We start from the raw sequence: 26,211 nt of genomic DNA on the forward strand, positions 1-26,211 counted from the left end.
CAGAGATGGTGTGGAAGCCTATGCTCATGAGCGACGACGAGACGATGAAGTCCTTCCTGCAGCAGTCCCTGCGCCGGGGTCGGACGAACCTGCGATGGAAGCTGTCCGGACTCGATGAGAGGTCCCTGAGGTGGCCGCGCACCCCGACCGGATTCAACCTCCTCGGCGCACTCAAACACATGGCACAGGTCGAGATCGTCTACTTCGGCGACACTTTCGGCCGAACCTGGCCGAACCGGGAAGAGGTCGTCAGCGACGCGGACATCGACCTCGATCCGCAGGCCGACTGGTGCGCGACCGAGTCCGAGACGACCGCGTATCTGCTCGACTTCTACACTCGCGTCTCAGACTTCGCCGACGAGACCATCGACTCGCTCAGCCTGGATTCGCCGGGACGGGTGCCGCATTGGCCCACGGGCCGCGACGAGACCACCTTGGGACAGATCATGGTCCACGTCCTCGTCGACCTCACCCGGCATGTGGGCCAGATCGACATTGTCCGGGAAGGCATCGACGGCGCCGCCGGACTCTCCGAGGCAGCTCCGAACCTGCCGGAGGACTTCGACCACGACACGTATCTCGAACGCCTGCGAACCATCGCCGACCGTTTCTGAGGCGCGGCGGGACGGGGCCGACCGTCGCGAGGGATGGTGACCGATGACACGACAGCGCCGTTGTCACCTATCATGACTGTGGACATGCTGAGACCGCTGCGCCGCCGAAATGCGGGAGAACCCGATGGAGGATCCCCGACCGCTCGGTGAGTCTGTGCGCGGCCGAAGATGAAAGCGAAAAACTCCATGAGTGAGCAGTCGAACGGTTCCGGCCCCGGCTACGGGGGCGACGCAGAGACCGTTTCCGGAATCGAAGAGGCCTCCGGCCCGGCCAAATGGAAGGTCATCGGTCCCGGCCTCGTCGTCGCGGCCACCGGCGTCGGTGCCGCGGATATGGTGGCGACCCTGGTGGCCGGCAGCCAGTTCGGCTACGGACTGCTGTGGGCAGTGATCGTCGGCGTCATCCTCAAGATCGTCCTCGTCGAAGGAGCCGGCAGGTTCAGCCTCGCGACCGGCAAGACGATCTTCGAGGGGTGGCGATCGCTCGGCCGCTGGACCACGTGGTACTTCGGGCCGTACATCATCATCTGGGGCTTCGTCTACGGAGCCACGGCGATGAGTTCGGCGGCGCTTCCGCTGGCCGCGCTCTTCCCCGGCCTCAACCTCACAGTGTGGTCGGTGCTCATGGGCCTGGCCGGCTTCGTCATGGTGTGGTTCGGCCGCTACGGCGTGTTCGAGAAGATCACCGCCGTCCTCGTCGGGATCATGTTCATCACCGTCGTGGGACTGGCGATCATCGCCGCCCCGAACATTCCCGATATGCTCACCGGACTGATCCCCATCATCCCCGAGGGCGGAGTGATCTACACGCTCGCGCTCGCCGGAGGCGTCGGCGGCACCATCACCCTGGCCGCCTACGGCTACTGGCTGCGTGAGAAGGGCTGGCACACTCCGAAGTGGATGCGGGTGATGCGCATCGACAACTCGATGGCCTACGTGATGACCGGCATCTTCGTCATCGCTATGCTCATCGTCGGTGCCGAGGTCGTCCGTGCCGCGGGAGTCTCGATCTCTGCCGAGGACAAGGGACTGCTCGACCTCGCCGACGTCCTCAAAGCCCGCTACGGCGAGGTCGTGGGCATCGGCTTCCTCGTCGGATTCTGGGCCGCTTCCTTCTCCTCGATCATCGGAGTCTGGAACGGAGTGTCCCTGATGTTCGCCGACTTCTGGGGCCATATGCGCAAGAAGCCGGGCGGACATCCCGACACCCTGACCGGCGGCAAGTACTTCAAGTTCTATGTGCTGTGGCTGACGTTCCCGCCGATGCTGCTGTTCATCCTCGGCAAACCGATCGGACTCATCCTCGCCTACGGCGTCCTCGGCTCGCTGTTCATGCCGTTCCTCGCAGTCACTCTGCTCGGGCTCCTCAACGGCAAGAAGATCCCCAAGGAATGGGCCAACAAGCTGCACACGAACATCGCTCTGGCGATCACGGCACTGCTGTTCATCATCCTCGGCATCCAGCAGCTCTACTCGGCGCTCGCCCCACTCTGGGGCGGCGGGGAGTAACCCGCCTGGGCGGGGCCGAGTCTGGGCATTGCCGCTAAGCTGGGAGACGCAATGGCAGAAGAGAACCCGACCCCGTCGACCACCCCAGCGAACACGAATCCAGGACGGCCGCCTCGGCGCGGGAAGAACGGACGTGGGCGTTCGCAGCAGCGACGCAGAATCACGGCAGCGCACCATCAGCAGCGCCGAGCCCGGCTCAAGGACGCCCGCGCTGCCCATCCGGTCACCGTCACCTACCCCGAGGATCTGCCGGTCACCGCGGCGAAGGACGAGATCGCCGAGGCGATCCGGGACAACCAGGTCGTCATCATCGCCGGCGAGACGGGATCGGGAAAGACCACCCAGCTGCCGAAGATCTGCCTCGACCTCGGCCTCGGGGTCGACGGACTCATCGGCCACACCCAGCCTCGGCGCATCGCCGCCCGGACTGTGGCCGAGCGCATCGCCGACGAACTCGACGAGGAGCTCGGCAGCACCATCGGCTACCAGGTGCGGTTCACCGCGCAGGTCGCCGATTCCACTCGGGTGAAGGTGATGACCGACGGCATTCTGCTGTCCGAGCTCTCGCGCGACAAACTGCTGCGCGACTACGAAGTCATCATCATCGACGAGGCACACGAACGCAGCCTCAACATCGACTTCCTCCTCGGCTATCTCAAGGAAGTGCTCGACCGACGTCCCGACCTCAAAGTCATCATCACCTCGGCGACGATCGACCCCGAATCGTTCTCCGCTCACTTCGATGACGCTCCGATCATCTCCGTCGAAGGCCGCACCTTCCCCGTCGAGGTGCGGTACCGGCCTCTCGGGGACGATCCTGCCGATGACGATGTCGACGGGCCCGGCGAATCCGGGAACTACGAAACCGGAGTCGAGGAGCAGACCGACGGAATCATCGCCGCCGTCGATGAACTCGCAGCCGAGGCACCCGGTGACATCCTCGTCTTCCTCTCCGGCGAACGGGAGATCCGCGACACGGCCGATGCCCTGACCGACCACCTGCGCAGACGTCCGCGGATGAGCAGCTGGGAGGTCGTGCCGCTGTTCGCCCGACTCTCGGCGGGGGAGCAGCAGAAGGTCTTCCAACCCCATTCACGACCTCGCATCGTCCTGGCCACGAACGTCGCCGAGACCTCGCTGACGGTGCCCGGAATCAAATACGTCATCGACGTCGGCACCGCCCGCATCTCCCGCTACTCCAACCGCACCCGGGTGCAGCGACTGCCGATCGAGCGTATCTCCCAAGCCAGTGCGAACCAGCGCAAAGGCCGCTCCGGGCGCACCAGTGACGGCATCTGCATCCGCCTGTACTCGGAAGACGACTTCGACTCGCGTCCCGAATTCACCGATCCGGAGATCCTGCGCACGAACCTCGCCAGCGTCATCCTGCAGATGGCCTCACTGGGATTCGCCGCAAGCGATCAGGAGATCCTCGACTTCCCATTCCTCACCCTGCCAGAGGCCAGGGCCGTCCGTGACGGACGGACGATGCTCACCGAACTCGGGGCGCTGACCAGCGACTCGGCAGGGAAGATCCACGTCACCGAGATCGGTCGGAAACTCACAGTGCTGCCGATCGACCCCCGCCTGGCCCGAATGGTCATCGCCGGGGCGGAGGCCGGCTGCGGGGGAGAGGTCACCGTCATCGTCGCCGCGCTGTCCATCCAGGACCCGCGGGAACGTCCGGCGGAGGTCCGAGCCGCCGCCGATGAGAAGCACGCCCGATTCACCCACCGAGGCAGTGACTTCCTGTCCTACCTCAACCTGTGGAACTACCTGCAGAGTCTGCAGGCGGACATGGGATCCTCGAAGTTCCGTCGCCGCTGCAAGGACGAGTTCCTCAACTTCGTGCGCATCCGCGAATGGCAGGACCTCGTCGGTCAGCTGCGTTCTCTGCTCGGCTCGGCCGGCATTCGCATCGAGAGATCCGTCTGGCAGCCGGGCGACGATGCCGACACGGCCGGATCCGCGCTCGATAGCGAGGGCGGCAAGACGAATGCTGCTGGGTCCGGTGACGGTTCCGACCGTGGTCAAGGCGGTCGCAGCGGTCGAGGTCGTGAGGGTCAGAATGCTCCTGGCGGTCAGGGCACCCGCGGCGGTCGGGGCGAAGGAAGCGCTCAGGGCGGACGAGGTGCGAACGGCAAGATCGGATTCGCCGAGCTCAGCGCCGCCAAACGCAGCGCGAAGAAGCAGGGCGCGACCGGTCCGGCCGGGGACACCGGGAAGCAGGTGGCGGCTGCCAAACTCGACCCGCATGCCGCCGCCATCCACCGGTCCCTGCTCACCGGTCTGCTGACGATGATCGGCTCACGGTCGCAGCGGCACAAGGACTATCAGGGAGCTCGCGGCACCCGATTCGCGATCTTCCCCGGATCCGGACTCTTCAAGGTCAACCCCGACTTCGTCATGGCTGCCGAACTCGTCGAGACCTCCCGCCTGTGGGCCCGCACCGTGGCCGCGATCGACCCGGACTGGGTCGTCGGAGCCGCCGGTGACCTGGTCACCCGCCAACATTCGGATCCGCACTGGTCGACGAAGGCCGGCGCATCGATGGTGTACGAGAAGATCTCCCTCTACGGGGTCACTCTTGTCAGCGACCGTCGTGTCGGCTACGGCACCATCGACGCCGAGGCCGCCCGGGACGCGTTCATCCGCAAGGGTCTCATCGAAGGCGACTGGCACGAACGCTTCGGCTTCCTCGAACACAACGCGGCCGTCATCGACGAGGCCGAGGAACTGGCTTCGCGGACACGGAACCGTCGCGTGCTCGACCAGGACGATGCCCTCTACGAATTCTTCGACGAACGGATTCCGGAGGGGATCACCTCGGCGGCGGATTTCCGGGGGTGGTGGAAGAAGCAGAAACGACGGGACGCGCACCTGCTCGACCTCACCACCTCGGTGCTGCTCAGCGACGACAGTGAGGAGCTGACCGCCTCGGTGGCCTCGGATTTCCCGATGGAATGGGAACTGACCGACGGTACGCGGGCGAAGCTGCGCTACTCCTTCGACCCCGGCAGCACCGACGACGGGGTGACCGTGGAGATCCCCGCCGAGGCGGTGCCCGCGGTCGACGCGGACGAATTCAGCTGGCAGGTCCCCGGCCTGCGCGAAGAACTCGTCGCCGCCTATATCCGGTCATTGCCGAAGAGCAAACGCCGCTACTTCGTTCCCGCTCCCGACGTCGCCCGCGAGATCCTGCCGGCGCTCACCCCGTACCAGGGAAACCTGCCGGACGTGCTCGCCGCGTACTTGAGCGAACGCGCCGGCGGGGGAGGGCTGAACGACCTCGTGCCGATCACGGTCACCGCCGACGATTTCGACCGATCGCGGATCCCCGCCCATCTGCGGCTGACCTTCCGGGTCGTCGATGGAAAGAAGACCGTCGGTCTCGGCGAGGATCTGTCTGCTCTGAGAACGAAAGCCACACCCCAGGTGCGCAAGGCCCGCCAGAAGCAGAGCGCGTTCACCCCGAAGACCGGTCTGACGGACTGGTCGTTCGGTGAGCTGGCCGATCCCGATCAGGCCGCAGTCGGTGTCGTTCCGGGGCTCGCGGACCGTGCGACATCGGTCGACCTCGTGGCCTTCGACACCGCAGCACAAGCGCGCCTGGCCACGCGAGAAGCGATCATCACCCTGCTGGGCCAGCACACGTCTGACGCACTGAAGTACCTGCAGGACGGGCTGACCACTCAGGAGAAGCTCATCCTCGCCGGTCATCAGAAGACCGCCGACGAGCTCCTGGTCGGACTGATTCGTGTCGGGATCCGCGGCCTCGTCGCCGACCGGTTGGGGCCGGCCGAGACGTCATGGGTGGCCAACGCCGATGAGTTCGCGCAGCTGCGAAAGGACGTCGACGCCGAGCTGCCGCTGACCTGTTCATCGCTGCTGCCGTCCCTGATGAAGGCGCTGCAGGCGGCGACCGAGCTCGACAAACTCGTTTCGAAGGCATCCTCGTTGGCGATCCTGTCCAACCTCGCCGATGTGCAGGCGTGGCGAGCCTCCCGGACGACCGCAGCCGCCATTGCGGCGATGACTCCGCAGATGCTGCGCGAGCTGCCCCGCTGGGTGCAGGCCGAAGTGGTGCGCATCGGCGGAATGCAGGACTCGCCGATCCGTGACAAGCAGCTCATGGATCGAGTCACCGGCTGCAGCAGCGATGTGGTCAAGAAGATCGGCAATCGATTCCCGGCACTGGCGAAGGCCGAGTGGCCGCAGCTGATCGTGTCGCTGCCTGCCGAATGGGTCGAAGTCGTTGTGATGCTCGAAGAGCTGCGGGTGTCGCTGTTCGCGAATTCGCTGGGCACGGCACATCCGGTGTCGGAGAAGCGCATCGCGAAGGCTCTCGCCCAGCTCTGACCCGAGCATCCCTCACCGGCAGCGGCACAACACCTGGTTGCAGAGGGGCGTTGTGTCACGAAGAGTGAGTGACGCGCGAGTACCTGTAGGAGAAGTCGCCAGCGGGAGGTGTTGCCGCCAAACGTAGGAATTGCGAGGACCTGTGTGGGTCAGCGGCCGTCTCGGCAGCGGGTGAGGGTCAGACGTCGGCGAAGAAGCCGCTGCAGAGCCACCACAACGGCAGAGCTCCGGCGGCAAGAAGGGTGGCGACGCTCCACCAGATGCGCCACTTCCACGTGCGACGGCGAGTGCCGATGAAGAGGAACGCGAGATAGAAGATGAGGCAGAAGGCCCCGGACAGGCTGAGCAGCACCATCCCGGCCGCCTCGGTGCCGGAGGTGCCGAGATCGAAGAGGTACTTCGTCGTCTGCGCTATCTGCCAGGAGAACCAGATCGCCGCGCACAGCAGCGGGACTCCAAGGACTCCCGAGACGATGAGCGGCAAGGCTTTGAGCCAGCGTTCCTTCGGCTCCGAACGGCCGGCGTATTCGACGAATTCCTCAGACATCGTCCCCCAGCATATGGGCCGATTCCGACAGGACGCTGGATGCAACGCCCCACGGGCCTCCTCGCACATACGGTTCCGGCCGCCGGACGCCCGGCACAAGCTGGCCCCACACTGTGACTGAACGGACACGCCGGATGGGCGCGAAGAACGATAGGATATTGCGGTGACTTCTGGCCAGTATTCCGTCAAGGACATCCGACACGAGGCGTCCCGCCGCCGCACGTTCGCTGTCATCTCCCACCCCGACGCGGGCAAATCGACGACCACCGAGGCGCTCGCCCTCCACGCCCGCGCCATCGGCCAGGCCGGAGCCACCCACGGCAAGGCCGGTCGCCGCGCCACCGTCTCCGACTGGATGCAGATGGAGCAGGACCGCGGAATCTCGATCTCCTCCGCCGCCCTGCAGTTCGAGTACCGCGACGCCGTGTTCAACCTCGTCGACACCCCTGGCCACGCCGACTTCTCCGAGGACACCTACCGTGTGCTCTCCGCCGTCGACTGCGCCGTCATGCTCATCGATGCCGCCAAAGGCCTCGAGGCACAGACGATGAAGCTCTTCGAAGTCTGTGCCCACCGCAATATCCCGATCATCACGGTCGTCAACAAGTGGGACCGTCCCGGCCTCGACGCGCTCGAACTCATGGACGAGGTTCAGCAGCGCACCGGCCTCCTGCCCACCCCGATCACCTGGCCCGTCGGCCAGTCCGGAGACTTCCGCGGAGTCCTCGACCGCACCAGTGGCGAGTACACGAAATACACCCGCACCGACGGAGGCGCCACGATCGCCGGTGAGGACACCTACACGTCCGAAGCGGCTGCTGACCTCGAAGGCGATGCGTGGACGACCGCTGTCGACGAGTCCGATCTGCTGGAGATGGAAGACCAGAACCACGACCAGGAGACCTTCCTCGCCGGCAAGTCGACCCCGGTGATGTTCGCCTCGGCCGTGCTCAACTTCGGCATCCACAAACTCCTCGACCTCCTCGTCGACCTCGCCCCGCCCGCCGAGGCCCGCCTGGACAAGGACGACCAGCCCCGCCCCGTCGACGATCCCTTCTCCGGATTCGTCTTCAAGGTACAGGCCGGAATGGACTCCCACCATCGCGACCGACTCGCCTACATCCGAGTCTGTTCGGGAGTCTTCGAACGCGGAACCGTTCTCACTCACGCCAGCACCGGCAAGCCCTTCGCCACGAAATACGCTCAGCAGGTCTTCGGTCGCGACCGCGATGTCGTCGACGAAGCGTTCCCGGGAGATGTCGTCGGATTGGTCAACGCCTCCGCCCTGCGCGTCGGTGACTCCCTCTACCTCGACAAAAAGGTCGAGTTCCCCGGCATCCCGACGTTCTCACCCGAACACTTCATGGTCATCCGCGCCAAGGACTCCTCGAAGTACAAGCAGTTCCGCCGCGGCATCGAACAGCTCGACCACGAAGGCGTCATCCAGGTGCTGCGCTCGGATCTGCGCGGTGATCAGGCACCCGTGCTCGGCGCCGTCGGACCCATGCAGTTCGAAGTCGCCGAGGACCGGATGACCAACGAATTCAACGCTCCCTGCACCCTGGAGCGTCTCAACTTCTCCCTCGCCCGACGTACCACTCCCGAATGCGTGCCGACCCTGGCACGGGAACGCTCGGTCGAGGTCCTCCACCGTTCCGATGGAGAGCTGCTGGCGCTGTTCTCCGACCGGTGGCGGCTGCAGGGCGTGCAGAAGAACCACCCCGACCTGGTTCTCGAACCTCTGGTCGTCAGCTGAGACGAGCACTGCCGCGTTCGAAGGCCGGTGTCCGGCATTTTGACGCGGAGATTATTATGGATAGTTGGGGCCGAAGCGAAGCCCTACAGGGCCAACCGCCCGCGTGGGACATTCCCGCCGCTCGGTGAAACCCAAACAGACAAAGGAGAATTGTGGGAACGAAATCGATTCGAGTCGCGATTGCCGGACTGGGCAACTGCGCCTCGTCCCTGATCCAAGGCGTGGAGTACTACCGGAACGCGTCGCCCGGGACGAAGGTTCCCGGCCTCATGCACGTGGAATTCGGGGACTATCACGTCGGTGACATCGATTTCGTTGCCGCCTTCGACGTCGACGGCAAGAAGGTCGGCGTCGACATCGCCGAGGCGATCACCGCCAGCGAGAACAACACCATCAAGCTCGCCGATGTGGAGCCGACCGGCATCGAGGTCCTGCGCGGACCCACCCTCGACGGACTCGGCGAGTACTACCGCGACACGATCGTCGAATCCGACCGCGAGGCCGTCGACGTGGTGAAGGCGCTCAAGGACGCCGAGGCGGATGTCCTCGTGTGCTACCTGCCCGTCGGTTCGCAGAAGGCCGTCGAGTTCTATGCTCAGGCCGCGATCGACGCGAAGGTCGCCTTCGTCAATGCCCTGCCCGTGTTCATCGCCGGCACCAAGGAATGGGACGAGAAGTTCCGCGCCGCAGGTGTCCCCATCGTCGGCGACGACATCAAGTCCCAGATCGGTGCGACCATCACTCACCGTGTGATGGCGAAGCTGTTCGAAGACCGCGGCGTCGTCCTCGACCGGACCTACCAGCTCAACGTCGGCGGCAACATGGACTTCAAGAACATGCTCGAGCGGCAGCGCCTCGAATCGAAGAAGATCTCGAAGACTCAGGCCGTGACCTCGAACACCTCCGCCCAGCTGTCCGACCGCGACGTCCACATCGGACCCAGCGACTACGTCGAATGGCTCGACGACCGCAAGTGGGCCTTCGTCCGCCTCGAAGGCCGCAACTTCGGCGACGCCCCAGTGTCCCTGGAATACAAGCTCGAGGTGTGGGACTCGCCGAACTCCGCCGGCGTCATCATCGACGCGGTGCGTGCGGCGAAGATCGGCCTCGACCGCGGAATCGGCGGAGCCCTCATCTCCGCCTCCTCGTACTTCATGAAGTCGCCCCCGGAGCAGCAGGACGACGACGCCGCCCACGAAGCCGTCGAAGCGTTCATCCGCGGCGACCTCGAACGCTGATATCGCCGAGGCGGCCCACCCTGTTCTGAGGTGCTGAGTCGCCTGCCGGTCGAGAGGGCGCCGATCGCAGATTCTGCGGTCGGCGCCCTCGCACATTCACCGACGTCGGTGAGAACGGAACCGCACGACCGCCTCGGCGGGGTTCGGGTGGCGCCCCACCCCGGTGCATCCGGTATTTGAGACCGCCGTGACACAACGGGGATTGTTCACGATACTTGTCTCTTCGACGTGATCGCACTCACATGTGCGGCACACGGCCCAGCGCACCGATCGGTGCCGAGACGACCGAGGAGACCCCTATGGCGAGCACCTCCGCTGCCACCGATGAGAAGCAGAGCGACAAGTCAGAACTCAGCTGGCTGATGCGCGTCCTCGTCATCATCGAGAAGGCCGGCAACAAACTGCCCCACCCGTTCTGGCTGTTCCTCTCGCTGGCAGTCATCGTCATGATCCTCTCGGCGATCTTCGCGTCCACCGGGCTCAACGCCGTCAACCCGGCGACGGACGAGAAAGTGACGGTGACGAATCTCTTCTCCACCGAGTCGCTGCGTGAGATCGTCGCGGGAGCCACGAACAACTTCGTCACCTTCCCGCCTTTGGGACTCGTCCTCATCGTGCTCATCGGCGTAGCCGTGGCCGAGCAGTCCGGACTCATCCCGGCGATGCTGCGCGGAACCATCGCCGGAGCCTCGCCGAAGTGGATCACGTTCATCGTCGCCCTGGCCGGAACCGCCTCATCGATCGCCTCGGACGCGTCCTACATGATCATGATTCCCCTCGGCGGACTCGCGTTCAAAGCCGTCGGCCGCAATCCGCTGCTCGGCTGCCTCGTCGCCTATGCCGCGACCTCGGGAGGCTATTCGGCGGCTCCGATGGTCAACTCGCTCGACACGATCCTCGGCGGCCTGTCCACCTCGGCCGCCCAGATCATCGACGCCGACTACTCCGTCAGCCCGGTCGCGAACTTCTACTTCAACTTCATCTCCATGTTCGTCGTCGCTGCCGCGGTGACCCTGGTGACCGAGCTGGTTCTGTCCAAGCGAGCCGACCAGATCGAACTCGACGAGGAGACCGACGACGATCCTGACAACTTCGACGTCAAGATGGCCCTCGACGCCAACGAGAAGCGCGGAATCATCATCGCCGTTGTCGCCATCGTCATCTGCGCGGCGGTGCTGTTCGCCCTCGCCTGGCCCGCCGGGTCATTCCTCCGCGATGAAGCCGGAGGCTTCGGTCCCGATTCGGGTCTGATGGCCGGAATCGCCGCGATCATCGGCTTCGGCTTCTTCATCGTCGGCATCGTCTACGGCTACGCCACCGGATCGATCAAGCACACCGCCGATATCCCGGAGATGATGGGCAAGGGGCTGCTGCCGTTCGTACCGGTCATCGTCCTGTTCTTCGCCGCCAGCCAGTTCCTCGCGCTGTTCAAGATGTCCAACCTCGGCGAGATCATGGCGATCAAGGGTGCCGAGGTCTTCGGGGCGCTCAACACCGGACCGTTCGTCATCCTCCTCGGTGGATGGCTGCTCGTCGCAGTGGGTGCACTGTTCCTCACCTCCGGCTCGGGACTGTGGACGCTCATGGCACCGGTGCTCGTCCCGATGTTCATGCTGCTGTCGATCTCCCCGGAGACCACACAGGCTCTCTACCGCATCGGTGACTCGACGACGAACATCATCTCCCCGATGAGCCCGTACTTCGTCGTCGTCCTCGGCTTCATCCAGCGATACAAGAAGGATGCCGGCATCGGCACGGTGCTCTCATTCACGATCCCACTGTCCTTCGCCATGTTCATCCTGTGGGGACTGCTGTTCTTCATCTGGTGGGCCACCGGAATTCCGTGGGGACCGGGTGCGGCCACTCACTATCAGATGGGCTGAGTCGGTCACCCGATGGGCCGATCCGGGAATTCTCGCGCATGATCGGGTGTTGTCCACCACAGCATCACGATCGTGCAACGTCGGACGCTGTAGGCGGGAATCCTCAGTTCCCGTCCAGACCGTCCGGTTAGACTGTGACCGTGAACGATCATCTGTGCAGCCTCCCGGCTGCGCATATTCTACTCAGATCGAAAGGATCTCGACCGTGAGTAACCCCATGATGAACCGGGCTATCAACCAGGGCGCCCAGGCTGGACGCAACCAGCCGGTCATGTCCGATCAGGAGCTCAACAACCTCTTCAACCAGCCTGCCGCGGAGAACCGCAACGCCGGGCCCCAGGTCGCCGACCGTGCGATGACCTATGACGATGTGATGATGAAGACCGGTGTGCTCTTCGCCATCCTCCTCGCCGGTGCCGTCGTCGGCTGGCTCGTGCCTGTCCTCGCCCTCCCGGCGATGCTCATCGGCCTCGTCCTCGGCCTCGTCAACGCCTTCAAGAAGGAACCGAACAAGGCCCTGATCATCAGCTATGCCGCGTTCGAGGGTGTGTTCCTCGGCGGCATCTCCGCGATCTTCGAGTCCATGTACTCCGGCATCGTCGTCCAGGCCGTGCTCGCCACTCTCAGCGTCTTCGCGATCATGCTCGCCCTCTTCAAGTTCAAGGGCGTGCGCTACGGCTCGAAGATGATGAAGTTCATGGTGATCGCCGTCGGCGGCTACGCGATCTTCTCGATCGTCAACCTCGTCTTCGGACTGGCCTTCGGAACCGGAGGGGTCCGCAGCATGGAGATCTTCGGAATTCCGCTGGGCATCGTCATCGGCCTCGTCGCCACAGTGCTCGCTGCGATGACACTGATCATGGACTTCCAGATGATCGAAGAGGGCGTCAAGCACAAGATCCCGGAGAAGTACTCCTGGATGTGCGCGTTCTCGCTCATGGTCACCCTCATCTGGCTCTACGTCGAGATCCTGCGCCTCATCTCCTACTTCAGAGACTGAGAGACGTGACCGCTCCACAACTGTGGGTCGCGGCCGAACGCTGAACGAAGGGCGGATCCCCGAGAAGGGGGTCCGCCCTTCGTCGTGCGTTGCGAGCTGCCCATTGCTTGTGATCACTTTTCTGCCTATCGTCTGAGATACCGACGAGAAGCGTCGGCGGACCGTCTTCATCGATGAAGCGCGGACCAGAGACCTCATGGCCTGAGAGGACGATTCGATGACGAATCCGATGCGCGGTGTGTTCGCCGTTCCGACGACCCCCTATTCCGACGACGGAGACCAGAACCTCGACGCCCTGGGCAGTCGCGTCGAGGAGGTGCTCGCCTCAGGAGTGACCGGGCTTCTCGGCCTCGGCGCCACGGGGGAGGCGCTGGCACTCAGCGCCGCTGAGCGGGAAGCACAGATCAAGACCATCGTCTCCGCCGTCGACGGTCGGGCGCACGTGGTCATCGGCTGTATGGCCTACACCCCGGCAGAGATGTCGGCCCAGATCTCGGATGCCGCCGGCTGGGGCGCCGACGCCGTCATGGTCACCCCTCCCTTCTACGGCGGACTCGAACCAGACGCCGTCATCGCCGCCTTGCACCCGGTGCTGACCGCGTCCGAACTGCCGGTCATGGTCTACAACAATCCCCACTCCACCGGCACCGACCTGCTCCCGGACCACCTCGCCGCGCTCCAGCACACCGGCCGACTCTGGAGCGTCAAAGAGACCTCCGGCGAAGCCACACGGATCCGGGAGCTGCGCGACCGCCTCGGCGAGGATACCGAGATCTTCGTCGGGGCCGACGGAATCGCCCTCGAGGGCTTCGCCCAGGGCGCCAGCGGCTGGGTGGCGGCCTCGGCGTGGCTGCTGCCCGATCACTGCCAGAGACTGTGGGAGCTGGCCGACAGCGGTGATTGGGCCGGCGCCGTCGACCTATGGAGAAGCCTCGGGCATGCCCTCGGACTCATCGAGGGTGACTCCGCCTTCATCTCACTCATCAAACAGGCGCTCGGCCGAACCGGTCACGAACAGGGACCGGTGCGTCCACCCCTGCCGACAGCCGGTCCCGACTCATTGGCGTCGCTGCTCGACGCGATCGCCGAACTGGAGAGGAAACACGCAGCATGAGCCCTACGTCTTCAACTGACAGCACCCTCGTCGACCGCGGTCGAACCGCGCTTCGGGCCATCATCGACGGCAATTTCGGACAGTGGATCGGCGGCCGCGCCGTCACCGGCACCGGCGACGAGATCGGTCTCATCTCACCGAGCGACGGAACAGTGATCGGAAGCCTGTCCGCGGCCAGCGTTCAGCAGCTCGATGACACCGTCGCCACAGCGCGCACCGCCTTCAACGAGGCCGACTGGGCAGGAGACGCGAAGCTGCGGGCGCGGGTGCTGCGTCGCCTCGCCGACCTCGTCGAAGCCGATGCCGCAGAGATCGCCTACCTCGACGGCATCGAAGCCGGAAAGGTCGCCCTCGGCAGCGTCGAGGAAGACGTCCCCGATGTCGCCGCGAACCTCAGACTGAGCGCCGACCTCATCTCGCGCGACGACGGACGCTACCTGCAGAATCCTGACGGTTGGGGCTGGGTGACGAAGGTGCCCAGCGGGGTCGTCGGAGCGATCCTGCCGTGGAACTATCCCGTGGCCATGCTCGGCTGGAAGATCGCCCCGGCGCTGGCCGCCGGCAATGCGATGGTCGTCAAGACCTCTGAGGATTCGACGCTCAGCGCCCTCCACCTCGCCAGGCTCGCCACCGAGGCGGGGGTGCCCGACGGCATTCTCAACGTCCTCACCGGCACCGGCTCAGCGATCGGCGCCGCGATGGGTCTGCACAACGACATCGACGTGCTCACCTTCACCGGTTCGGGACCCGTCGGCAGGTCCTTCCTCGAGTCCTCGGCCCGGTCGAACCTCAAGAAGGTGTCCCTCGAACTCGGCGGACGGGCCGGTTATATCGTCGACTCCGCACAGGCCACGGATTTCGAGGCGATCGCCGCCGACATCGCCGGTGCGTCCTTCGGCACCAGCGGCCAGAACTGCACCGCCGCCTCTCGGGTGATCTACGTCGGCGACGATGACGAGAGGTTCGCCGAGTTCCGCACCGCACTCATCACCGCGACCGAGGCACTCACCGTCGGCGATCCGTTCGACGCCGATACGGACGTCGGCCCGGTGATCAATGCTCGCGCCCGCGATCGTATCACCGCCTGGGTCGACGAAGCCGTGGAGAAGGGAGCGCGGATCCTCAACACCCGTGCCGACGTCCCCGACATCGGCACCTGGTATCCGCCGACCGTCATCGAAGGCGTGCCCGATGCCAGCGAACTCGGCCGTGGAGAGATCTTCGGCCCCGTGACCCAGCTGCTGCGACGCACCAATCGCGACGACGCTGTGGACCTCATCAACGGCGAACCCTATGGGCTGGCGTCGAGCGTGTGGTGCGAGGACATCGCCCAAGTGCGGTGGTGGGCGAGCCGGATCCGCGTGGGCACCCTCGCGGTCAACGGCTACAGCGAAGGCACCGAAGCCACTCCGTTCGGCGGACTGCGACAGTCCGGATTCTGGGGCCGCGACAACGGCCCGGAAGCCCTGGACACCTATCAGGAAACCATGACCGTCTGGGTGGCCGACACCTGATCATCGTCTGAGGTTCCGCCGCTGTTCCCATCGACGAGGACTATCATGAGTCCATGACCACGGCAGCGGCGGAACTCGAGACCGAGGTGCGCCGTCTGCGCATCCGGATCATCTCCCTGACCACTGCCCAACTCGACGAGGCGGCCCCACCGGCACCGAGCAGACGTGCAGTCATCCGTGAGGCCCTGGCCGAGTTCTCATGGATCGGCTCCGAGGCCCGGCCGGTCCCAGAACTCGGAGATCAGACCCTCGCCGATCAGGTCGTCGTGCTCCTCGAACACGGACTGCGTTCGGCTCGGACACTGCCCGAACCCGATCGCGAGAACCGCATCAGCGCCCTCACCGAGGCGGTCGTGCGCCTGCGTCGAAACCTGGCCTGAGCATGGGGGAGAAGGAGGGCATGGTGGGGAGTACTCAGCGCACGTGGCCCTCTGTGCTCGCCGGGGTCGTTGCGACACTCATCTATTTCGGCACGGCCGAACTCATCGCCCGCAGCCTGGACGTGGCGTCGGCTCCTGCTCTGCTCATCGGCCAGGCACTCATCCCGCTGATGCCTACCGTGCTCATCAAGTCCGCGATCGCGGTCTTCGGCACTCACGACAAATTCGCCCTCGTCATCACCATCGTGGCAGGAGGGGCGGGGTGCGGTGCGATCATCGGGTGGATCGGCGCTCGCCGTCGCGGTCTGGCGCTCGTCCTGCTCATCGGTTTCGGCCTGCTGCCTGCCGTCGTCGGCTTCAGCTCCGGTGCCGGGCTTGTGGCCACCCTGCCGAGTCTCGGCGGAATCGCCGCCGGGGCCGCAGCCTTCCTCGTCCTCCTTCACGTCGCGACAGTTCCGGCTCGCACCGGTGGAGGCACTGAGGCTCGCTCCGACGCCGAGGACGCCGGAGCCGACACGCAGCATCGAACTCCGGCCAGGCCGGGTCGACGGGCCTTCTTCGGGCTGGCCGCGGGACTGAGCGCGGTCGGCATCGCCGCCGTCGCGGCCGGGCAGTCCGCGGCCACACTGGCCCGCAGTGCGGCAGGAACGGTGACGAAGCTCGTCCTCCCGCGACCGGCCGCCTCGGCGCCGGAGATTCCCACCGGAGCGGAACTCGACGTGCCCGGACTGACCCCGCTGGTCACGGAGACCCAGGATTTCTACCGCATCGACACAGCGCTCTTCCCGCCGTCGATCGACGCGGGAACATGGATGCTGCGCGTCCACGGCATGGTCGAGCACGAGTTCACGATCACGATGGCCGAACTCCTCGACCTCCCGCTCCAGGAGCACTATGTGACCCTGGCCTGCGTCTCGAACGAGGTCGGCGGCGACCTGGTGGGCAATGCGAAATGGCTGGGCTATCCGATCCGGGACCTGCTGGCACGGGCGAAACCGCACTCCGGTGCGGACATGGTGCTCTCGGGCTCCGATGACGGTTTCACCGCCTCCACCCCACTCGAAGTGCTCACCGACGATCGCGCGGCCCTGCTGGCCGTGGCCATGAACGGTCATGCTCTGCCACGCGACCACGGATACCCGGCACGCCTGGTCGTCCCCGGACTCTACGGCTACGTCTCGGCAACGAAATGGGTGACCGATCTCGAAATCACCCGGTTCGCGGACAAAGAGGCATATTGGACGACGCGCGGCTGGGCCACGCACGGACCCGTGCTGGTGGCCTCGCGCATCGACGTGCCCCGCCCCGGGGCCACTGTCACGCCCAAGAGCGGCGGCCGGGTCGTCACCGCAGGCATGGCCTGGGCGCAGCACACAGGCATCGAGAAGGTGCAGGTGCGCATCGACAACGGCGACTGGGCGGAAGCGGAACTCAGCGAAGAACTCACCGCCGACACCTGGCGCCAGTGGCGATGCGAGCACACGGGACTGAGCACCGGCACGCACACGGTCAGCGTGCGCGCGGTCGACCAGGACGGAAACGTGCAGACCTCGGAACGCCGGCCCGCCATTCCGGGTGCCGCGACGGGACTCCACGAGCGCCAGTTCACCGTTGAGTGAGCCCGCGCTGCGGAACGGACACGCGCATCGAACCGACAGGTCGGTCAGACAGTCGTGCCCCGCGTTCCCACCATGCGAACTTGGCGCTGCAGACTCAGGCTTCTCGCGATAACTTGTAATCTCATTCACATCATCTGTATTCCCGCATCACAACGAGGTGGTCAACGTGTTCGGTCTTCCGACGGCGACGGTCGTCATCATCGTCGGCATCCCCGCGATCTGGGTGATCTACACCCTCGTCTTCGTCTTCCTCTCCCGCGGTTGGAAGGCCGAGGACATGGCTGAGGATCAGGCCCTGGCGAGAACCGCGAACGGAGCGGACGGACGAGACGGCGGGGCCGCCTCGGCGAAAGGAAACGGGGGAGCGGCATGAACATCGAAACCTGGTTCCTCGTCATCTACTTCCTCGCCATGGCCGGCATCGGCGTGTGGACGCTCAAGATAGGTTCGAAGGGCAGCGAGGGATATCTGCTCGGCGGTCGCAGCCTGGGCGCTGCGGTCACGGCTCTGCGCCTGCAGTCGTCGTCGATGTCGGGGTACATGTTCCTCGGTGCGGGATCGCTGGCGTATACGAAGGGCTACTTCTCTCTGTGGTACGCGATGGGCGACATCGGCGGCGGTGTTCTCAACCTCTCGATCCTGGGCCGGCGGATGCGCAAGCTCTCCCAGATCCTCGGGTCGCTCACCTCGATCGAATACCTCGAACATCGATATCCGTCGAAGTGGATCCGCGCGATCGCCGCGCCGGTCGCCCTGTTCTGCATCTTCTTCTATGTGATGAGTCAGTTCATCGCCGGCGGGCGCGGACTCGAGATGGTCACCGGCATTCCGTATGCCTGGGCGCTGCTCATCGCCGTCGGCGTCATCGTCTTCTACACCTTTCTCGGCGGCTACCTCGCCGTGGCCTACACCGACTTCGTGCAGGCGATCATCATGCTCATCGGCATGGTGTGGATCCTCATCGGATGTCTGCAGGCCGTGGGCGGGTGGACAGCCGGCAACGAGACGGTCGGACAGATCAACCCGAACCTGCTGACCATGTGGGGACCGGACGGGATCGAATCCGTCCAATGGGGAGTCATCGTCGGCGCCGTCCTCGTCTTCTCTATCGGCTATATGGGCTGGCCGCACGTCAACGTCAGCCATATGGCGATGAAGCGGCCCTCGGTGGCCAGGCGCGCCAGCCTCTACGCCACCGGCTTCAACCTGCTGTTCATCCCCGCTCCCTACATCGTCGGCATCATGGCGCTCATCCTGCTGCCGACTCTGGACAATCCGGAGCTCGCGGTCTTCGAAGTCGCAGACACTGTGCTGCCGAACTTCGCCGTAGGCATCGTCATGGCAGGAATCATGGCTGCGATCATGTCCACAGCCGACGCTCTGCTGCTGCAGTCGGGCACGATCGCCAGCCAAGATCTGTTCCAACGCTTCTTCAAGAAGGACATGTCCGACCAGCAGTCCGTCTGGGTCTCCCGGTTCACCGTTCTCGTGCTGGCGATCATCGGCTACTTCGTCGCGGTGAATGATCCGCCGGCCGTCGCCGAGGTGGTCATCTTCTCGACCACGGTGCTCGGTGCCGCGTTCGTCCCCGTCTACATCGCCGCCGCCTGGTGGAAGAAGGCGAACGTGCCCGGAGCGATCTGGTCGATGATCGCCGGCACTGTGTCGTCGGTCGTGTGGCAGCTGACAGGACTCGTCGACGTCACCGGAGTCGACCCGATGGGAGTAGGCATCGTGTGCTCGACCCTGGCCCTCATCCTCGTCTCCCTGGCCACTCAGCGCTCGCATCCGGTGCCTGCCCACGTCCTCGAGGCGATGAAGGAGACCGACAAGATCGGCGCGATCCCAGCACACATGCTCACCGGTCAGAACGATTCCCTGGCCGGTCAGGTTCCGAAGGACGTCTGAGATGAGTGCCGAGATCGGAACCGGGCGCCCGGTCGGCCCGGATCTGCAGACTGAGGATCCGGTGCGGATGGACCCGCACGTCACCGCCGCCGAGGCGCTCGCCGTCTTCCAGCGCAAACTCCCTGACGCGCTCGCCGAGGTCCAAGCGGTGCATCATCCGTTCTGGTGGGCCGCCCTCGACGTGCGCACCCGCGGACTCTTCCGTCGGAGCGCATCCGGGCCGGTGCAGCGGATGGACGTGCTCGTCAACGCCTTGTCGGGCAGGGGTATGATCGCCGACTTCACCCCTCGCGGCGCCACGGCGGGATCATCGGAGTGGTCGAGTCTGATCGGCGAGCAGTCGGGACCGGTGCCGACTCGGGACGAGGCGGAGCGGACCGCGCGATCATTGGCGCGTGCGAAAGTCGTCAAGACGGTGAAGCTCGGAATGGGCATCGAGATCGCTCCGGCGGGCGGTCTGCGCGGAGTGCTCAAACCCAACTGGATCGTCTCCGGAGGGAATGCGAAGCATGAGGCCACGATCCTCGTCGATGGTCTCGATGGGTCTCACTACATTGTGCGGGTGGACAAGGTCGGGCGGAGCTGAGGGCTCGGCTGTCAGGTCTGCGGGGATGCTCAGCCCCAGTTCTTCGCGTCCGAGATGCAGAACGGATGACCGGCGGGATCGAGGAGCACGACCCAGGTCTCACCGGGCTGCGGTTCGGCCCGGGTGGCTCCGAGTTCGACGCAGCGATCGGCTGCCGCATGGATGTCGTCGGCGGCGAGGTCGAGGTGGAACTGCTTGTGTCCGTCGTCGGGCCAGCTCGGTCTCTGGTAGTCCGGGATCGTGCCGATGCCCAGTACATGGCTGGGACCGGTGAGCATGGCATAGTTCTCGTCCGAATAGGCGATGGGCCAGCCGAGGACGGAAGAGTAGAACTCTCCGAGAACGGCAGCGTTCGGGGCGTCAAGAGTGACCATCGCCAGTGTGGCGACGGGTGATGGGGCGGAGTTGTCGGCGGTGGTCGCGGCGGTGTCGGTCTTCTGTGTTTCGATCATGTCTGACATTCTTGTGCCATGGACGACGACGTCACTAGGAAAAATGCGTCAATGCCGCAGCACTTCTTCGGACGTGTGCTCAAGCCGGGGGAGATGCTCGAGCATGCGCGTTATTCGTCCGTTCGTGTCGTCGCCGAGCGCCTGCGCCCCTTCGTCAAACGCTATTGGGCCGTCGAATGGGATCTGCCGGAGGGCGAGAGCTATCAGACGGCTACCTTGTCCGAACCGACCATCCACCTGACCTTCGAGTTCGGCGACAGCCGGCGGGCGCACGTGGACGGGCCTGGAGCATGGGTGACCGGTCCGGTCACCAAACGGCGCTTCGATGTGGGAATCTTCGGGCGCGGCGGAGTCTTCGGCGTGAACTTTCAGCCGGGTGCGACACTGGCGTTCTCCGAGGAGCAGCCGGTGAGCATCCGTGATTCGACCGTCCCTGCCGAACTGTGGTTTCCGAGGTTGGATGCCGACCTCGGACTCTCCGAGATGTTTGCGCAGTCGCAGAGTGCCGGGGCGCCCGACTTCAGCGAATTGGCCGCATCGGTGGAAAGCTGGCTGCTGTCCTGGCGGCCGCAGATGACCCCGTCGTTCGAACGGCTGAAGCGGGTGCTCGACATCCTGTCCGACCCCGAAGTCGTGAGCCTGAAGGTTCTCTCGGAGAGAGCCGATATCGGTGAGCGTACGCTGCAGCGGATATTCAGCAGCTTCTGCGGAGTCGGGGTGAAGAAGGTCTTGGCCAGGGCACGGATCATCGACGCGGTCGCAGTGATCGACCGCGGGTGGGACGGAACTCTGGCCGACCTCGGCGCGCACTTCGGATGGTTCGATCAATCGCACTTCAGCACGGATTTCGTTCGCGTCACCGGTTTCAGCCCTGCCGAGTACGCGCAGCGGAAGTCCGCGCGGGTCACGCGAGGCTGACCGGGTTCAGCGTGGCCTCTGATCGAATGTGCTTCTGACCAGCAGCTCGCCCCTGCTGATGGTCGGCCGGCCCAGTGCGAATCCGTGCTCGATGGAGTGCTCTGCGTCGACGAGCAGCAGATCGGCGTCACCGCCCGGACGGATTCGTCCCTTGCGTGGGAGCTTCAGGGCGTCTGCAGTGTTGGCGGTGACGAACGAAAGAACCTGCGACAGGGGCAGGCCGCTGGAATCAGCGCACGCCCACACCTGGTCGTACAGGGTCGTCTGGTTTGCCACCTGGAGTTCCGTCAGACGTCCGTGAGCATCGAACTTCGGCAGGCTGCCGTTGGCGTCCGAGGACAGGGTGAGTCGGTCGAGATGGCCGCCGAATTCAACGAACTTCTTCACCGCTTCGACGGTGGACGCTCCGGCGGTCATGTCGACGAAGGCGCCTTTGGCCGCGAGGTCGACCGCCTCGGCGATGAGCTTGTCATCACGGGTGATGTGGGTGGCATACACGGCGGGCGGGGCAATCGGATAATCGTCGAGGAGACGATGCAGGGGTGCGAGCCGAGTCGAATGCGATCCGACGTGGAAGTGAGTGACACCGGCCTTTCCGCTGAGCAGCCCGCCGACATGGCATTGGCTGACGATGTCGGCGAGTTCTTCGATCGTCGGTTGGAACGACCGCCTTTCGGAGATGGCGATCTCGCCGGCCCCGATCACTTTGTCGATGAGGACGATGTCGTCGGCGACGGAACCGGTGACAGTTCGTGCCGGAAGCTGGTAGCTGCCGGTGTAGACGAATGTCGTGATGCCCTCTTCCTCGAGCCCTCGTGCTTTGGCAAGGAGGCCGCGGTGAGAGCGGGTGATGGAGTCGGTGCCGAGGCAGCCGACGACAGTGGTCACTCCTGCGCGGATGATGTCGCCGATGTCGATCTCGGGAGTGCGGGTCGCGTATCCGCCTTCGCCTCCGCCTCCGATGATGTGCACATGGGGGTCGATGAAACCGGGCACAGCAGTCAGGCCGTCGGCATCGATGACTGCCGAATCCGGCAACTGCGCGACTATGTCGCGATCCACCTGGCCGAGGTGGGCGATACGTGAGCCCTCCACGAGGATGTCGCGCACTCCGAGCGGCTCGGGGGCACAGATCTCCGCCCCGCGAATCAGGATGACCATGACTCTCGTGTCCTTTCGATGTCGCTCGGGACCGCCGGCTGCTTGGCAGATCAGTCGCTGCCGGGGATGATTCCCTTGCCGTCGACCTTGGGAATCGCGGCCAGGAGCTTCTTCGTATACGGGTGCTGCGGATCGTTCCAGATCTGGTCGGTCGGGGCGACTTCGACGATGCGTCCGGCTTCCATCACTGCGACCCTGTCTGCGATATCGCGAACGACTGAGAGATCGTGGCTGATGAAGATCATCGAGGCACCGGAGTCGATGGCGAGGTCGCGCATCATCCGAGCGATCCGCGTTTGGAGGAACGCATCGAGAGAGGCGATGGGTTCATCACCGACGAGCACTTTCGGACCCGCCGCCAGGGCACGAGCGATGGCGATGCGCTGCCTCTGTCCGCCGGAGAACGAATGCGAATAGCGCTGTGCGGAGTCGGCAGGCAGGTCGACGGCGTCCAACAGCGATTCCACGGTCCAACCGCCGTCAGGATTGAGGGCCAGCGCATCGTCGAGCTGGTCGCGGATCCGCCTGCGCGGATTGAGCGACGCGTAGGGGTTCTGGAAGACCATCTGAATGCCGAGCAGTTCCTTCGCTCTCTTCTTCAGCCCGAGCGCTCTGACCGGATGACCGTCGAAGGTGACGGTGCCGTCTGCCGGCTTCTCTAACCCGCAGATGAGTTTGGCCAGCGTCGATTTGCCGCAGCCGGATTCGCCGACGAGCCCGAGCACCTCCGAACGACCCAGTTGCAGAGACACTCCGTTAACGGCTCGGAAGCGGCCGCCGCCGTCGAGTTTGTATTCGCATGCCACGGAATCGAGTTCCAGGAGCGGAGCCCCTGCTGCGGGGGAGTGAGCGGTGGCGGCGGCCGGGGCCTGGTCGATCGATGTCATGGGGAGACCTCCGCTCCTGGCAGCGATTCGATGAGCGAACGCGTGTATTCGTGTTGAGGAGCAGTGATGACCGCCTCCCGTTCACCGGTTTCGACGACGACGCCGTTCTTCATAACCACGATGGTGTCCGCGACCGAGGAGAGCACTCCGAAGTCGTGGGTGACCAGCAGCACGGCGAGGTCGAGATCGTCGCAGAGTTCACGCAGCAGCCGAAGGATGCCTGCCTGCACGGTGACATCGAGTGCTGTGGTCGGTTCGTCGGCGATGAGCACCTTCGGATCGCAGATGATCGCCGAGGCGAAAGCGATTCGCTGCAGCTGTCCGCCGGAGAACTGGTGCGGGTACTTCTTCACCGCCTCCTTCGGGTGCGGCACCCTGGTTCGGCCGAGGATCTCGACGGCTTTGGCCAGGGCGTCTTTCTTCGACACTTTCTGGTGGTGTCGAAGGTGGTCGGTGATCTGGTCGCCGACCGTGAGCATGGGATGGAACGCCGAGGCCGGATCCTGAAAGACCATCGACAGCTGCACTCCGCGCAGGCGGTTGTGCTGCTTGGCGGGCATTCCCACCAGTTCGACTCCGTCGAAATCGATGCTTCCGCTCAGTTCCGCGCCCGCGGGCGAGAGCCCCATGACGGCCAGACCGGTCTGGGTCTTGCCGGATCCAGACGCACCTGCGACACCGGTGATGCGACCTGCTTCGAGGTCGAACGAGACGTCTTTGAGGATATGAGTGGTCTTCTTGCCTGCAGTGACCGACAGGTTGAGGTCTCTGATGCTGATCGTGCTCATGAGGTCGTCTCACCGACTTCCTGGGCGGTATGGGGATCGAGGGTGTCGCGCAGACTGTCGCCGATGAAGTTGAACGCCATGACGATGGTGAGGATGCAGAGGCCGGGGAAGAAGGCGATCCACCAGGCAGCGAACTGAGAGACGCCTTCGCTGATCATTGCGCCCCAATCGGGGGTCGGCGGAACGGCACCGAGAGACAGAAACGACAGTCCTGCCATGGTGAGGATCGCCGAACCGACATCGAGGGTGGCGAGCACGACGACGGGAGAGATGACGTTCGGTGCGATTTCGCGGGCCAGTGATCTGCCCGCGCTGAATCCGAGCAGGCGTCCGGCGATGACGTACTCACTGCCCCGCGCTGTCATCACCAGCGATCTGGTGACACGCGCGTAGGACGGCCAGGAGACGAGCAGGATCGCGATTATCGCGTTCTTCAAGCCCGGACCGAGGGCGGCTGCGATGACCATCGCGAGGATGATCGTGGGGAAGGCGAACACCAGATCGGCGATGCGCATGATGATCTCGTCGACGGCTCGACCGAAGTATCCGGCAATGGCCCCGAGGACCGAGCCGAGCAGCGCAGAGCAGATGACGACGAACACCGCGGCGGGCAAGGTGGTGCGGGCAGCAACGAGGATGCGGGTAAGCACGTCTCGGCCCAGTGTGTCGGTACCGAGCAGATTCTCCCCGTTGGGAGCCGAGAGCCTCGGGAAGTTCTGTGCCAGAGCATCGAACGGCGCCAGCAGCGGTGCGAAGATCGCTGCGATCAGCCAGAGCACGAGGATTCCAGCGCCCACGATCCCCAGCGGAGTGCGCAGGGCTTTCGGGAAGCGGATCTGCCACCTTTTGAGTCCGGGGTCGACGGGATCGCGGCGGGCCGCCTCGGTGATGGGGGCATTGGCGGGCTGTTTCGGGGTGCCGATGCTCATCTCACCCTCACTCTCGGATCCACGAAGCCGTAGATCAGGTCGACGATGAAGTTCACGAGGATATAGACGATGCCGATGACGAGGCCGACGCCCATGATGACGGGCAGGTCGAGCGTTGTCGCTCCCCGGTAGGCATATTGGCCGAGTCCGTTCCAGGCGAAGACGGTCTCAGTCAGCACAGCTCCGGAGAGCAGGGAGCCGAAGGCCAGACCGACGACGGTGATAATCGGGACCAGCGCGCCGCGGAAGATGTATTTGAAGACCACTGTCCGAGCCGGCAGCCCTTTCGCCTTGGCGGCGGTGACGTAGTCGAGCCTGATGATGTCGAGGACGCTCGAACGGCTGAAACGTGTGAGCAGGCCGATGGTGAAGAGGGCGAGAACGCACGACGGCAGAATGAGGTGGCCCAGCGCATTGGCGAAAGTCGCCATCTGACCCGCCAAGAGCGAGTCGAGCGTGTAGAGGCCGGTCACTTTCGGCGGTGGGGTGATCCAGGGGTCGAGCCGACCGGCGCCGGGGACGACTCGAAGTCTGAAGAAGAAGACGAAGTAGGCGACGGTGGCGATCCAGAAAGTCGGTGCCGAGATGCCGATGAGGCTGAGGGTGCGGATGGCGTGGTCGACGAGACTGTTCTGTTTGAGAGCACTGAGCAGACCGAGCAGCAGTCCGAGGATCACTGAGATGAGAATCGCTCCGATGCCAAGCTCGATCGATGCGGGGAAGACCTGTCCGATCGAGGCGAGCACGGGTGTGCGGGTCTGATTGGAGACACCCAGATCTCCCTGCAGCAGATTTCCCAGATACGTGAAGTACTGGACGAGGAGCGGTTGGTCGAGTCCGAGCTTCTCCCGTGTCTGCGCGACGATTTCGGGATCTGCCGCGGCCCGGTCACCGAGGATGGCGGCGACCGGATCGGTGGGCACGAGGTTGGTGAGCAGGAACGTCACCACGGTCACGCCCCAGATCAGAATGAGCGAAATCCCGATCCGAATGAGGATGAACCGGAGCAGTGGGTGGAGCTTCGGTGGTCTGACTCGCTGCGCCGCGTC

The 26,211-nt window shown here is 64.8% G+C and carries 22 protein-coding genes; 15 read left to right on the plus strand and 7 right to left on the minus strand.

Annotated elements, in window-relative coordinates:
* The first annotated feature begins 26 nt into the window (after positions 1 to 26).
* From HK108_RS00285 to hrpA, 3 genes are all read left to right on the plus strand, one after another.
* Positions 27 to 614, plus strand: coding sequence for a DinB family protein (locus tag HK108_RS00285; RefSeq protein ID WP_139469650.1), 588 nt, complete (start codon positions 27 to 29; stop codon positions 612 to 614).
* A gap of 186 nt (positions 615 to 800) precedes the next feature.
* Positions 801 to 2,123 (plus strand): Nramp family divalent metal transporter, encoded by a 1,323-nt coding sequence (locus HK108_RS00290; protein WP_218973669.1) that lies wholly within the window; start codon positions 801 to 803, stop codon positions 2,121 to 2,123.
* Between the two features lie 51 nt (positions 2,124 to 2,174).
* Positions 2,175 to 6,482 (plus strand): ATP-dependent RNA helicase HrpA, encoded by a 4,308-nt coding sequence (hrpA, locus tag HK108_RS00295; protein WP_181270304.1) that lies wholly within the window; start codon positions 2,175 to 2,177, stop codon positions 6,480 to 6,482.
* A gap of 178 nt (positions 6,483 to 6,660) precedes the next feature.
* Here hrpA and HK108_RS00300 read toward each other — a convergent pair whose 3' ends face one another.
* Positions 6,661 to 7,029, minus strand: a complete 369-nt coding sequence (locus HK108_RS00300; protein ID WP_181270305.1) for a hypothetical protein — start codon at positions 7,027 to 7,029, stop codon at positions 6,661 to 6,663.
* A gap of 163 nt (positions 7,030 to 7,192) precedes the next feature.
* Between HK108_RS00300 and HK108_RS00305 the strand changes: the two genes are divergently transcribed.
* The 11 genes from HK108_RS00305 to HK108_RS00355 all read left to right on the plus strand — a co-directional run bounded on the left by HK108_RS00305 (position 7,193) and on the right by HK108_RS00355 (position 20,027).
* Positions 7,193 to 8,785 carry a peptide chain release factor 3 gene (locus HK108_RS00305; RefSeq protein ID WP_181270306.1) on the plus strand — a complete coding sequence of 531 codons (1,593 nt, stop codon included), beginning with the start codon at positions 7,193 to 7,195 and terminating at the stop codon, positions 8,783 to 8,785.
* Between the two features lie 152 nt (positions 8,786 to 8,937).
* Entirely contained in the window at positions 8,938 to 10,023 is a 1,086-nt protein-coding gene (locus HK108_RS00310) for an inositol-3-phosphate synthase (protein WP_101545123.1), read from the plus strand.
* A gap of 299 nt (positions 10,024 to 10,322) precedes the next feature.
* Entirely contained in the window at positions 10,323 to 11,906 is a 1,584-nt protein-coding gene (locus HK108_RS00315; RefSeq protein WP_181270307.1) for an AbgT family transporter, read from the plus strand.
* Positions 11,907 to 12,123: 217 nt separating this feature from the next.
* Positions 12,124 to 12,906, plus strand: coding sequence for a Bax inhibitor-1/YccA family protein (locus HK108_RS00320; RefSeq protein ID WP_139469709.1), 783 nt, complete (start codon positions 12,124 to 12,126; stop codon positions 12,904 to 12,906).
* A gap of 217 nt (positions 12,907 to 13,123) precedes the next feature.
* Positions 13,124 to 14,020, plus strand: a complete 897-nt coding sequence (locus HK108_RS00325) for a dihydrodipicolinate synthase family protein (protein WP_139469645.1) — start codon at positions 13,124 to 13,126, stop codon at positions 14,018 to 14,020.
* On the plus strand, positions 14,017 to 15,534 hold the full coding sequence (locus HK108_RS00330) for an aldehyde dehydrogenase family protein (protein ID WP_181270308.1): 1,518 nt from the start codon (positions 14,017 to 14,019) through the stop codon (positions 15,532 to 15,534). The genes HK108_RS00325 and HK108_RS00330 overlap by 4 nt, the downstream gene beginning before the upstream one ends.
* Positions 15,535 to 15,587: 53 nt before the next feature.
* Entirely contained in the window at positions 15,588 to 15,914 is a 327-nt protein-coding gene (locus tag HK108_RS00335; protein ID WP_181270309.1) for a hypothetical protein, read from the plus strand.
* A 20-nt stretch (positions 15,915 to 15,934) separates the two neighbouring features.
* Positions 15,935 to 17,533 carry a molybdopterin-dependent oxidoreductase gene (locus HK108_RS00340; protein ID WP_181270310.1) on the plus strand — a complete coding sequence of 533 codons (1,599 nt, stop codon included), beginning with the start codon at positions 15,935 to 15,937 and terminating at the stop codon, positions 17,531 to 17,533.
* A 166-nt stretch (positions 17,534 to 17,699) separates the two neighbouring features.
* On the plus strand, positions 17,700 to 17,906 hold the full coding sequence (locus HK108_RS00345; protein ID WP_139469641.1) for a hypothetical protein: 207 nt from the start codon (positions 17,700 to 17,702) through the stop codon (positions 17,904 to 17,906).
* Positions 17,903 to 19,441: a sodium/proline symporter gene (locus HK108_RS00350; protein ID WP_181270311.1), complete on the plus strand. Its 1,539-nt coding sequence runs from the start codon at positions 17,903 to 17,905 to the stop codon at positions 19,439 to 19,441. The genes HK108_RS00345 and HK108_RS00350 overlap by 4 nt, the downstream gene beginning before the upstream one ends.
* Before the next feature lies 1 nt (position 19,442).
* Positions 19,443 to 20,027: a hypothetical protein gene (locus HK108_RS00355; protein WP_181270312.1), complete on the plus strand. Its 585-nt coding sequence runs from the start codon at positions 19,443 to 19,445 to the stop codon at positions 20,025 to 20,027.
* A 29-nt stretch (positions 20,028 to 20,056) separates the two neighbouring features.
* Here HK108_RS00355 and HK108_RS00360 read toward each other — a convergent pair whose 3' ends face one another.
* Positions 20,057 to 20,479: a VOC family protein gene (locus tag HK108_RS00360; protein WP_181270313.1), complete on the minus strand. Its 423-nt coding sequence runs from the start codon at positions 20,477 to 20,479 to the stop codon at positions 20,057 to 20,059.
* Positions 20,480 to 20,530: 51 nt separating this feature from the next.
* Between HK108_RS00360 and HK108_RS00365 the strand changes: the two genes are divergently transcribed.
* Positions 20,531 to 21,397: a helix-turn-helix domain-containing protein gene (locus HK108_RS00365; RefSeq protein ID WP_229663873.1), complete on the plus strand. Its 867-nt coding sequence runs from the start codon at positions 20,531 to 20,533 to the stop codon at positions 21,395 to 21,397.
* A 6-nt stretch (positions 21,398 to 21,403) separates the two neighbouring features.
* Here HK108_RS00365 and iadA read toward each other — a convergent pair whose 3' ends face one another.
* Genes iadA through HK108_RS00390 form a run of 5 tightly spaced genes read right to left on the minus strand, consistent with a single transcriptional unit; the run spans position 21,404 to position 26,172 of the window.
* The gene (gene iadA / locus HK108_RS00370; RefSeq protein WP_181270315.1) at positions 21,404 to 22,558 is read right to left on the minus strand and encodes a beta-aspartyl-peptidase; all 1,155 of its coding nucleotides are present in this window, start codon (positions 22,556 to 22,558) and stop codon (positions 21,404 to 21,406) included.
* A 50-nt stretch (positions 22,559 to 22,608) separates the two neighbouring features.
* Positions 22,609 to 23,445 (minus strand): ABC transporter ATP-binding protein, encoded by an 837-nt coding sequence (locus tag HK108_RS00375; protein ID WP_181270316.1) that lies wholly within the window; start codon positions 23,443 to 23,445, stop codon positions 22,609 to 22,611.
* A complete protein-coding gene (locus HK108_RS00380) occupies positions 23,442 to 24,233 on the minus strand; it encodes an ABC transporter ATP-binding protein (RefSeq protein WP_181270317.1) in 792 nt (263 codons plus the stop codon). The genes HK108_RS00375 and HK108_RS00380 overlap by 4 nt, the downstream gene beginning before the upstream one ends.
* The gene (locus HK108_RS00385; RefSeq protein WP_181270318.1) at positions 24,230 to 25,162 is read right to left on the minus strand and encodes an ABC transporter permease; all 933 of its coding nucleotides are present in this window, start codon (positions 25,160 to 25,162) and stop codon (positions 24,230 to 24,232) included. The genes HK108_RS00380 and HK108_RS00385 overlap by 4 nt, the downstream gene beginning before the upstream one ends.
* Positions 25,159 to 26,172 carry an ABC transporter permease gene (locus tag HK108_RS00390; protein WP_139469708.1) on the minus strand — a complete coding sequence of 338 codons (1,014 nt, stop codon included), beginning with the start codon at positions 26,170 to 26,172 and terminating at the stop codon, positions 25,159 to 25,161. The genes HK108_RS00385 and HK108_RS00390 overlap by 4 nt, the downstream gene beginning before the upstream one ends.
* Positions 26,173 to 26,211 lie beyond the last annotated feature (39 nt).

It is taken from the genome of Brevibacterium sediminis (genome assembly GCF_013623905.1).
GTDB classification, from domain to species: Bacteria; Actinomycetota; Actinomycetes; order Actinomycetales; family Brevibacteriaceae; genus Brevibacterium; species Brevibacterium sediminis.